Annotated in this window: 11 protein-coding genes and 1 pseudogene; all 12 read right to left on the bottom strand. The window is 29.7% G+C overall.

The window, feature by feature from the left end; genetic code table 11:
• Window positions 1-227: 227 nt before the first annotated feature.
• Window positions 228-584 (bottom strand): annotated as a pseudogene (locus tag RBH29_RS16380) (VOC family protein); the annotation flags it as partial.
• Between the two features lie 242 nt (window positions 585-826).
• Entirely contained in the window at window positions 827-1,732 is a 906-nt protein-coding gene (locus RBH29_RS16375; RefSeq protein WP_306698073.1) for a DUF2268 domain-containing putative Zn-dependent protease, read from the bottom strand.
• 300 nt (window positions 1,733-2,032) lie between these two features.
• Complete coding sequence (locus RBH29_RS16370) at window positions 2,033-2,224, bottom strand: hypothetical protein (protein WP_306698072.1); 192 nt, start codon at window positions 2,222-2,224, stop codon at window positions 2,033-2,035.
• 240 nt (window positions 2,225-2,464) lie between these two features.
• Window positions 2,465-3,184 carry an SDR family NAD(P)-dependent oxidoreductase gene (locus RBH29_RS16365; protein ID WP_306698071.1) on the bottom strand — a complete coding sequence of 240 codons (720 nt, stop codon included), beginning with the start codon at window positions 3,182-3,184 and terminating at the stop codon, window positions 2,465-2,467.
• A gap of 332 nt (window positions 3,185-3,516) precedes the next feature.
• A complete protein-coding gene (locus tag RBH29_RS16360) occupies window positions 3,517-4,593 on the bottom strand; it encodes an alpha/beta fold hydrolase (RefSeq protein WP_306698069.1) in 1,077 nt (358 codons plus the stop codon).
• 564 nt (window positions 4,594-5,157) lie between these two features.
• The gene (locus tag RBH29_RS16355; protein WP_306698068.1) at window positions 5,158-5,439 is read right to left on the bottom strand and encodes a GNAT family N-acetyltransferase; all 282 of its coding nucleotides are present in this window, start codon (window positions 5,437-5,439) and stop codon (window positions 5,158-5,160) included.
• A gap of 84 nt (window positions 5,440-5,523) precedes the next feature.
• Entirely contained in the window at window positions 5,524-6,204 is a 681-nt protein-coding gene (locus tag RBH29_RS16350) for a class I SAM-dependent methyltransferase (protein WP_306698067.1), read from the bottom strand.
• Window positions 6,205-6,264: 60 nt separating this feature from the next.
• Complete coding sequence (locus RBH29_RS16345; protein WP_306698066.1) at window positions 6,265-6,954, bottom strand: class I SAM-dependent methyltransferase; 690 nt, start codon at window positions 6,952-6,954, stop codon at window positions 6,265-6,267.
• Between the two features lie 258 nt (window positions 6,955-7,212).
• Entirely contained in the window at window positions 7,213-8,115 is a 903-nt protein-coding gene (locus RBH29_RS16340) for a 4Fe-4S double cluster binding domain-containing protein (RefSeq protein ID WP_306698065.1), read from the bottom strand.
• Window positions 8,116-8,166: 51 nt separating this feature from the next.
• Complete coding sequence (locus RBH29_RS16335; RefSeq protein WP_306698064.1) at window positions 8,167-8,928, bottom strand: hypothetical protein; 762 nt, start codon at window positions 8,926-8,928, stop codon at window positions 8,167-8,169.
• Window positions 8,929-9,479: 551 nt separating this feature from the next.
• The gene (locus RBH29_RS16330; protein WP_306698063.1) at window positions 9,480-9,773 is read right to left on the bottom strand and encodes a hypothetical protein; all 294 of its coding nucleotides are present in this window, start codon (window positions 9,771-9,773) and stop codon (window positions 9,480-9,482) included.
• Window positions 9,774-10,497: 724 nt separating this feature from the next.
• Window positions 10,498-11,532: a DUF2971 domain-containing protein gene (locus tag RBH29_RS16325; protein ID WP_306698062.1), complete on the bottom strand. Its 1,035-nt coding sequence runs from the start codon at window positions 11,530-11,532 to the stop codon at window positions 10,498-10,500.
• Window positions 11,533-11,671: the final 139 nt, after the last annotated feature.

The following is an 11,671-nucleotide window of genomic DNA, read 5'->3' as shown; positions in this document are numbered from 1 at the left end:
CTTCCTGTAATGTCTACTAATTTGATTAATTTTTTCAATATTATTCTTATAATTTTGTTTCCGACTTTCATAGGTCGTGACTAATGAAGCTTTACGATACATGTTCAGTTTTAATTAGCCATGACTCTAGCATACCCAGGTTGTATGGAGAGCAGTTTAGCGAAGCTAAACGACCAGCCGCAGCATATATTATGCCATGACTTGCGGTTTAGGTCTTTCAGCTTAATTCCTTCAGGATCTGAAACATAGCAAGTACGTTGTCCCCAAGGCTCTGTCGTTGGATTTAATACAGGAATTGCTCCTTTAGAAACTACTTTTTCAAAAACTAAATCTACAGCTTCATAGTTTTCAACACTTAAAGCAATTTCATAATGACCATTTATTTTATCAGCATAAGAAAATGACTTGTTGGTCATTTTTTCAAAATCACTTCTACGGTAAAGTAAAAATAAAGTCCCATCCTTTTCAAGATAGACATTGCTTGTATTCACATCTTCTTTAATATCAAACTCTAAAACATCTCGATAAAATTTAACCATAGTCGGCATATCCTTAACAAATATACCAAATCCGTCTAATCTCATATTTTTTCATCTCCTATTATACAAATAGTGATTGATTCACTTTATAGAACAAATATGAACCAACTAAATTTTTAAAGTTCTGTTTTCAAAATCGGCGCAAGGATATGCTGTTTCCTCCCATGCCGTAGAACTGCACGTATGATTAGATAGCTCTTATCTTAGCCTCTGTCATGTGGCGTAGCCCTTGCTGTCATATATTGACATGTGAAGTTTTTGGTGGAAACTTTTCAATACTTAAAATTCTACCAAAAATCTGCAACTTCCTTCATAATCTCTTTAGTAGAAGTTATTGTTGCCTCTTCTATCAATTTACCAGTTTTTCTTAAATAATATTTAATCAAATAATAACCACATGCATAGCCTGCACAATACGATAAACCCACTGGAAAAAATCCTTGTAATTCTGCTATTTCATCGCCATACAAATAAGCTGTAATATTATCAAACCCAGTAGCATCTAATCCTTCTTTTATTATTGGTTTAATTTTATTGTTCAAAGTTTTTAAATCCGTTTTGCTTACCCAAGGTCCTAAATGCTCTTCACCAAACATGCTTGTTGCAAAATTTTCAGCTAATCCCTCACTTATTATCATATCTGCTAATGTAACATTTATATTCCATTTTTGATATTGCCAACGCACATTATGATTACATTCATGAGCTAGTGCCGCCTGTAAATGACTCATTGTATAATCGTTTGGCACTAAACTTAATAAAATATATCCTGGTATGCCTCCATCTCCAGAATATCCATTACTTAATACAACATACGAACTTTCAGGATTAGCAAGTAATATAGTAAAATTATATTCATTCACATCAAAATCAAAATCAATATCCTCAAATCTCTTTAATGCTGATGAAATTGTCCTTTCACATTCTTTCCATAAATTCTCATCAGATATTAATTCAATTTCATTTATATGCGATTCATCAACTTCTATTGGTGGTAAAAATCCTAGCATACTTGAGGCCATAACTACATCATATCCACCTTCATGCGATGCTTTTATAGGAACATTGATACATTCCCACTTAAATTTAAATGGATTCATTAACTCATAGCGATAAATATCATTTCTTTTATGCTCTATCGCATGAGCCATCTTTCTATAAATCTTGTCCGACCGTATCATATTTATTTTCATCGTAACCCCCCATATGATTTATAATTATACGCTATCACTTATAACTAATCATTGTCCATGATTAGCAAGCTTTAGACTGGTTTGCTTTTTGTTCGGGTTGCTACGCCGAACTTATGCTGTAACGCGGCGAACCGCTCCTAACAAAAAGCTTCACAGCGGAGCCGGTAACACATTATTAACTGATGTTGGATTCCCTATGCCTAATTGTACTTATGATTGGTACCTCATTAAGATATATCACTTCATCACAGTCAATGCAAAGAATTAAGATAATAAATTCTTTTAAAACTTTTGTCTTTATCAATTAAAATTATTCTGACGAACAGTATTATAGTAAACAATGCTTCCTAACATTAAAGACAATAAAAGTGGTACTCCAGGAAAAGTACTTTTAGTGGAATCTTCTGTTATTACCACTATTTTCAAAGCATCAATACTAAGACCATAACCCAGTATTTGAATTATTAAGTAAGTTATAATATAAATATACAAAGATTGGTTATTAATTAGTTTCCATTTAGAATCTTTATACTTTATATTATGTTCCCTATTGTTTTAACTGCATATCTCATACTTTTAGACCCCCTTTATCTTATTCTAAGACTCCAACTTCTACAAGGTAGAGTTCCTCTTATAAATCTTCAGGTGGAGTTGAGTCTCCACCTTATGCCTAGATGTTTAGCTTTAGCTAAACGAGTTCACTTCTACAAAAATGATACTTGTTTTAAATTACTAAAAGTATAGTTTTTTATAAAGCCCACCCGGTATAATTTTTAGTAAACAGGCTACAACTCTCCAACGCTTAGTGATATAAGCATGACTTTTCTTATCTAATATTTTTTTATAAATTTGTAATGCAGCCTTTTTAGGTGAAGCTACCCAAAAAAGCCCTTCACCTTGTGCCATAAAAGTATCAACAAAACCAGGTTGTATATTTGTAATAGTAATAGGCAGAGCCAATTTATTGACATTTTGTCTTAATCCTTCTAAATAATTTGAAACAAAAGCTTTTGATGCACTGTATGCAGGACCACTTCCACTACCTCTTAGAGCAGCTATTGATGATATACCAACTACATGACCTGCCTTCTGATGAATAAAGTGTTTCATTGCAATATTAACCATTGCAGTAAATCCAGATACATTTACATCAATTGTTAACTTTTCTTTATTAAAATCAAGTTCAGGATTAATAAAACCACATCCAGAGCATATTATTATTAAATCCACTTTTCCCATTTCTTCTATTAGGCATTCTAAATTGCTCATAGATTCATTAGCGGAAATATCAAATTCCTTCCAATATGACTTGCTAGTAATCTCTTTACTAAGCTCACGAAGGAGTTCACCTCTTCTGCCAGTAAATCCTACTATATAATTATTCTTAGCCAATATTTTTGTCAATTCTCTTCCTATTCCAGATGTAGCTCCAATTACAATAGCCTTCTTCATATGTTATTACCTCTTACTCCTTATTTTATAAAATCACTCATAGTGCATGTATAATTATTTAGAGGAACGCTCCCTTTTATAATATCTCCACCATAGAGTTTTTGTAACAAAAACCAATAGTAGCAATGGTGAAGTATCAGAAAATACAATCTTTAGGTATAAACAACTAAATGATATTATTTGAGCCAAATACTATCATTATAATTAATTGAGTATTCAGTACTAGATAAAATTTTAGTCATCTCATTATAGCAAAGAACCTGCCCGTTGCTTGTTATAATTTCAAAATAAATAATAGTTCTTAAGTTCACTTGAGTTTTGGCAGTTGATATCTAAAATTTAGCTGAAATCTTGAAATTCTCAACCTTCCTTTTAAATTTAGCTACTTCTTCAATCAATGTCACAAAACCTGAATTACTGGGAATGTGTCCACTTTTATTAATAATCTTTACATGCAGATTATCATTACTTGATTCATTAACAAATCCACATATATTTTGAGTTGAAGTATTTAAATCCTCTTTTCCCTGTAGAATATAATATGGTACTGTTATTTTTGAAAGATCATCCTCTAAGTCAGCTTTACGTATTTCTTCAAAAAGATTTGTCTTCTTTAAAAACTTTCTACATTTTGAATAGACCCTTAAGGCTTCAATTAAAGAATAATCTGGACTTAAAAATGGGTTTAGGAAAAGTTTATATATTTTAGAGCAACTAACATTTTTTTCTCTATACTCATTACCATTTGTCTTTTTATGTACAAGCATACAAACTTTTCTTAGTTCATCTTCTTCTAAATATTTTTTACCCTCTATAGAGTTTAAAAATTCAATATCTTCTTTCTTTATATCTTTACTTAATAATGTTTCGAAAACATCTGGTGTACAATAGTATCTGTTTAACAAATGTCCAAAAACAACTACACCATCAATGTATTGAGACATTTGATTAGTAGATTTACATGTCAACATAGACCCCCAGGAAACTCCAAATAGAAATAATTTATTATCTGGATATTCATTTTTAATAGATTTTATCAAATCTACAGTCATTTTTACATATGTTTCAACTGTTAAATCTGAATTAATCTCCCCTGTGTTTTTACCGATTCCGTATTGATCCCAATAAACAACAATATATTCAGATGTCAACTCTTCAAATAGTCCTCTGCATCCTATATTAAAACCAAAGGCTCCACCAACACCTCCATGTAAAGTAATAAGTACAGGAAGGTTCTTTTTCTTTCCCTCTATTAATACTTTTTGCTCCTTTCCTCCAAGTTTAAATGTTTTAATTTCACTAATTTCATTTGAAGTAACAGCTCTTTTGTATCTTTTCTTTTGTATTGTAAAACGTGTAATTAGTAATAAAACTATTAACCCAAACAGTACATAAACTAAATTTAACATAGAAATTTCCCCTTTTTAAATTCTAAAACTTCACCTTTTGATTCATTTTATTCCTTCTAATATTAATACTTAGCCGTCTTAATGCTAAATTGTTAGCACATTCAACACTATATCTTCATTAACCCAAATATTTTTAAGATTAGCTATTTCAATTATACTCATATGTATCTCCTAAATAACTATTATTAAAAACAAAGATATAAATCGCAAAAATCATAACATTTTTTATAGTGTTAGCAAAATACATTTCTGAAATAATATGACAATATACTCTAAATTAGAACATAAAAATACACTATTTATGATATATTAATAAATTAAGTTATAAATCAAACAGCTTTTGAGACTGTACAAATTGTAAATTATTCTTAAACGATTTAATAGTATTATATGTTTAATTAAAAATAATGTCAATATTTATAGAAGATACTTTTTTGACTAGATATTTTTGTATGGTTAGAAAATCTTTGTACCTGATAATCCCATATACGAGAGTCGTTAAAATTTCCATCGATAAAAATTATTGACTTACCTTGACCACTTATAGAATAATACAAACTAAAATCATTTATATCCTAGTAGCCTCATTTCTTCTTCCCAATGTAACATTGCTTTTTCTCCAAATTTTTTTCTCCTATATTGTTCCTTAAAATATATTAAACTCAAAAATGGTATGTTATCCCAAAATAAATTGTATCTTAAAATACCAATTTGTTTTTCGTCGTCTTTTATAACATATCCTCTTTTATCTCTTACTTTAAGTAAAAACTCACTTTCAGACATATGTTCATCAAGGGAAAACCAGAAGTCTTTATCTCTTTCTGTTACATAGTCAATAATAAACATTCTAAACCTCCTAAACCTCCACAATGTTATAACAACTGTAAAGAATTAACCTAATATCATGGGTTTACAACTTAAGTCAACTCTTTACTTAACACCATAAAATCCTGCTTGCATATATGATAACCACAGCAATTCAACAGTCTTAAAGCCTGTTTTCTTAAGTAATTCAATATGCTCCTCTATAGTAATAGGAAAATAATTAACTCCAAATCTCTTTATATGATTTTGAGTATCTGTCTTATCCTTTAACTGAGAAATCTGATATTTAGCCCATCTTTCCTTAACATAGTTTACTCCTACTTCTGTTGATGGGCAAATATTTTCAAAGGTAACGTATATGCCATTATCACTAAGTAAATTAAAACAAACTTGAGTAGCCTTCTCTCTAGTAGATTTATCTAAATAATGGTGACATTGTACTGCAGTTATGACATTAGGAGTTTTTATATCTATAGAACACAAATCTTGTGTTGGAAAAGTGCCAATAAAATTAATTCTATCCCTTTCCCTTAATTTATTTTTAGATACTCTAATCATTTCGTGAGAAGGATCTGCTAACATAAATTTTGTTTTTTTAAAATAATCTAATGCAAGTTCAACCATATTACCAGTACCACATCCTGTATCTAGCCATAAGTCTGGATTAGGATTTATTGTGTCAACTATATCAATGGTTTCTTTTAAAAATAAATCGTAATATGGTATTGTCTTTCTCACTTGACTGTCATAGGCCTTAGACACGTGCGGTGTGGAGTTATTTGACATATAACCCTCCTAAATCAATTTAAAATTTTCTTGTTTTAAAACTTCACCTTCTAGCGAAGTTCACTTATATCCACCATAGACAGTAAAATTATAATATTTCCAAATAACATCTATATTTTTATATCCTATCTCTTCCATCCATTTTATATGATTTATAAGTTTTGTCGGGGTATCTTCTTCATAATATCTTGGCAACCACTTGTTTTCTACTTCTTCATTTGAAACATTTTTCAACATATACTCTTTCCATTTGTTCATATATATTTTCTGAATATATTCACTTGAAGCTAAGACTACATCTGCATTATAGAAAACTCCTCTATCTGTTAAAGAATTATATATTTTTTTGTAAAATAATTTCTTGTCCTCATCACTCATAAGGTGATGTAATGCAAGAGAAGAAATAACTATGTCATAATGTTTGTCAAAATTAAAGTTATAAAAATCATTAATAATATAATTAATATTTTCAAATTCTTTAAGTTTAGCTTGTGAAATGGATATCATATTTTCAGCAATATCTAAACATGTAATTTCTGCATTTGGATATTTCTTTTTAATTGAACATGATATAGTTCCTGTGCCACATCCTAAATCTATTACTCTAAATTTTTCTTTTTCACCAAACGGTATACTCAAAACTAATGCCTCAATCATCTGTGCATAGTAAGGTATTAACTTTAATATAATTTCATCAAATTCTTTTGCCTCATCTTCAAAGTGATCTTTAATCCTACTAATTTTATCCATTATTCTCCTCCTAATCAAAATTTCGTAACCATTCACTATCGATCATTAAATATTATTTAAAATTAGTGCTCCTTTACCATTTATAGAATAATATGAACTAAAGTCATTTCAATCATTTGAATATGTAACAGTGCATATGCTTTAAACATATTTTTTAAAGATACATTTCATATCATTTTCCACCACCTTTATTATACGCATATTGCTTTGTTCATGTAAAATTTGAAAGTGAACTGGTTTAGCTTTAGCTAAACCAGTTCACTCCCTATTCATAAGCACCTTAATATTTCTAGGTATAGCATCATACCATTGGTCTAAGCCTAAAAAAAGTATTTTTTGTTTCATATCTTCTGATAATTCTTCAATTGGTCTTCCCTTTAAGAGCATTTCTGTCTCTTGTTCTGAAAATATAATACACTCTGCTATTTTATCAGTATGACCTATATTCATAGGACATTTTTCCTGACATCTCAAACAATCATAACAGGTATGGTGTACGGATGTCGGTAGCCAATCTGGAAAATCTCCAGGAACTTCATTCATTGCTGATAAGCACTTCTGATTATCAATAAGAAATGAATCATTTCTTATTGCTCCTGTAGGACAATTATCTAAGCAAATATTGCAATTATTACATCTCTTCGCTGTTACCGAACTTCTCCATATATCATTCTCACACGGCATATCAGAGAAATATGCTACCAACGAAAAATTACTACCCATACCATCAATATATGTAATATTGTTTCTTCCGTATTCTGAAATACCACTTTGAACACCTAACCTCTTCAATGGTAGATTATTAGCACGTATAGCTTGAAATCCATGCTCTTCTAAAAACATCCTTAAATATTTATCTGTTTCATCAAAGTTAAGGGCTACAAAACATTTTCCAAAGTATTCTTTTCCTTCTTTGATAAAAATGACATCGGCATAAAAAGGGTGTGAAATTGCTATAAGAATAATAGAATTAATCAATAAATTTGAATTGGGAATATCATAGTTATACATTTCATTGACAATCCACTTTTGAAAGTTGTTTAACTTTTCGCTTTTAGCAAATAAATCAATCTCATTTTTTAAATCATTTAAACGATGTGAAGATACTATTGTAAGTATGTCACCATGTTTTTTAGCTTCTTTCGATAATAATTCATTCATGTTAACACCTCGATTTCAGAATTTTTTTACAAAAGGGAAAATGAGAAAATTTTAATCTATTGAATCTATTCTATATTCTTGTATAACTTCATTTTGATACACATCAATAATAAAAAATTTGAAATAATAATATCCACTACCCGGGAAAGGAGGTTCATTAGGCCTTATCACAAAAAATTTATCTTTATCTATTTGTGCCACTGTACTCCAATCATATAGCTTAGGCAATTTTGGATTTTCATCAAGCCTCGAAATATATTCACGAGCCGATTCGCCATAATCTTTCATTGGGTAGTATTCTTCTCCAAATGATTGACTCCAAAAATCATCTGCTGTTTCAGCTAATAACATTACTCTCTGGTTATCAAAGTCTGCTTTGTATACATTTGGGAAAATTGTTCCAAAATTTCCTGTTGTTAAATAAGCATGCAATCCATTCGATAAAAATTTAAAGGTTGTGTGGGTAGTAATATTTTCTTTATGTATGCTACGTAGATCAAGGGCTCTATCTATTATATTTTCCTTAATATTATATCTAAAGATAAACTCAATACCGAAGTCATAGGTAGCATAAATATAATCTTTACTTGCGTATTTTATTTGCCAGGGATTTACACCAACCGGTCTAGGTTTCAGAATTTTTATTGCTTCTGTAACAGTAATAAATTCAGGAATACTAGCGTTTATATCTAATGTCTCATTTGAAGTCTCTGTTATATATAAGTCTGAATCTTCTTTATTTTCATTTTGACATCCATATAATAAAACAGATGTTATTATAATTAGTAATAGAACATGGGTTAACTTTTTCATTATAAATTCCTCCTATTTGTTATGTGCCAGCTTTTATCTTATTCTAAGATCCACCTTCTATAATGTTGAGTTCCTATTATAAATCTTCAGGAGGAGTTGAGTCTCCACTTGAAGCCTCGATGTTTAGCTTTAGCTAAACCAGTTCACTGTAAAATGTGTCAACAACCCCGTCCTCTTGACACAACATGCAATTTAAGAAATTTTCGGCGAGATGTACATAAATTCAGATCTATCCATTCTAGTCTTGGCTAGATCATTTTTGTGCCGAAAACTTCGGAACGTTGGCTAAGTGTTGAGCGAAGTACCCCTATAACAAAATTTTTATAAACATACTCTAAATTTCTTTTTTATGTATAAAACTTTATTTCCTATCTTTAATTAAACACTGATTAATTTTTCTATTTTCTCAATTATTTACACATCTCATAATTCATTTTTTTAGTACTAAAAAACACTCTTATCAGCAAAAAAAGTAAGCATCATATAGTATCCATCTTATTTTTATGCTACTAATATAAAATCTTTTATGTTTAAATTATAAGGATTTTTATTTAAGGATTTCCGCCTTTAATAACTTTTATTTCTACATCTTGCTTTTCTAATTTACATAATAATTCTTTTACTTCTTTTTCTATGAGTATAACTTTTTCACATAATTGATTATATCCATCAAAAAGAGCCTTTGAATTGATATCTAAACTATTCTCTAGCTTAACAATATCAGCTTTATCTGATTTTAAATCTAATTTCTTGTCCATTGTCTCTAATTTCTTATCCATTGTTTCTAATTTCAAGCTTATATCCGAATACATTTTTGTCATGAATTCAAATACTTTATCGTCCATCTAAAACACTTCCTTTAAATATAATATCATTATTATATCATTTTTCCATTTGTTTAGAAATATTATCCTAAGAAAATTTTATTTTTCTTTAGAACTACTATCTATTTTAAAGAAAATCATGTCTCTTCAAAATATAATGCTAATTGTAATAATGGCTTTAACTTAGAAGATACCTGGAGTAAAAGCTTAGTCTATATAAGAAATCTTTATTTTTGTTTATGCATAGCTTATACATGGATGATTATTTTAGGCGTATATTGCCGCAAAAATAAGAAAAACTCATTACTTGGAGTTACAAAAAAGATTAAAAATAAAACAGTAAGAATTTACAGTTTATTTAAATGTGGTATAAAATGGTTTAAGAGATATCTAAACTCACAACTACAAAAGTACTATCTGTGTTTTAATTTCATTTTACATGAGAAATAACACTAAATAGTTGGTAATTATAAGCAACAACTATGTACTTAGGGAGGAATATACCCTTTATTACTTACACATTATACCAAGTGCACTATTTTTAAATATTTGTACTAGATGAAAATAAATTATATAATTATATTAGCCAAATTATATGTAACTTTTAAAAATATTCTAATTAGGTGTCCGTACGTCAGGGATGAGGCCTCCAGCTTCCAGAGTACAACAGAGCACACCCTTAGACTTTTAATATTCTTCTTTCTTAGTTGTTACGTCTAGTAATTTGATAAATCAAGTTTCTGTCTTAAAAGTCGACCTCTTTCCCAAAAGCCTCAATCATATTAGACTTTATAGGTATTTCTTCAATATCAAATAGCTTATGTAATTCCTTTATTACTTTAAATATTATGGAATTTTCACCTTGCAAAGGATGAATATGAACTTCATCAATAAATTGACTAAGTTGATTTACAGATGATTGATTTATGTTAATTACGATAGGAATACTAAAACCATTAATGTCTGGATCTGGATCAATCACTTTATCATAAGGAGATCTTATTGGATAGATAATCCCACGCACTTCCTTTTCATACTCATATTCTTTTGGCTTTATACTGAATTGTCCTACAGTAGCATCTTTACCTTTACAAAGGATACTCATTATCTTATCTCTCTTTTCTTCGTTTGGTTCCTTTAAGTTAGAGATATAATCAACTTCAGAAATATCACTTTCATATCCCTTATTTTCCAAATAATTATCATTCTGTTTAAGAACTTGTTTTAGCTTACCTATTGTAGTGCGAATTGCAATTGATTCTTCTCCACCTCCAAAGAGTTGCCACATAGCCAAGGACATTTCGTCTGCCCTATACCAACAATTTATGTATGTAGATTCTCGATGGATTAAAACTTGTGATATGCTTTTTTTCTTAGTTTCTGGATACTCTTCAATTCTTTTTTTCCATCCATCCACTAGGCTTTTTAAATATTGATTTCCTTTAAATTTAGACCTGTTATGAATATAATAAAAATTAAAACTATCCAATACGCCTTTAAGAAGAGTATTTATTTTTTCTTCGGTTAATACTTTTGTAACTTCCTGATATAGCTTAGTATCGTTATTTCCTGACCTCTTAAGAATCCCATCTAATATTTCTCTATTTCTTTTTAATTGTAAAAGTCTTATCTTATCTGCATTTAAAAATGAATGGATTGCCCATTTTCCCTCTGTTGCATCATCAAAGAGAGATGCTTTAGGGAAATAAAGAGATTGGCTTCTTAATAACTCAATATATTTTGCTAAGGACATGTATCTCCATATTATTTGACTCGACATGTAAACCTCCTTCCACTATTTCCCCATGCATTACGCTACAGGACATAGCGGCCTTTACCCCATCTTTCCGATAAGTCGGGTAGGTCAGAGACCTTACGGTCTCCTTCCCCCCTAAGAACCGTGCATGAAAGTTTCCTCT

It is taken from the genome of Herbivorax alkaliphila (assembly GCF_030848475.1).
Taxonomy (GTDB): domain Bacteria; phylum Bacillota; class Clostridia; order Acetivibrionales; family Acetivibrionaceae; genus Herbivorax.
The sequence above is the reverse complement of the archived record's forward strand: the minus strand, read 5'-3'. Positions and strand labels throughout refer to the sequence as shown.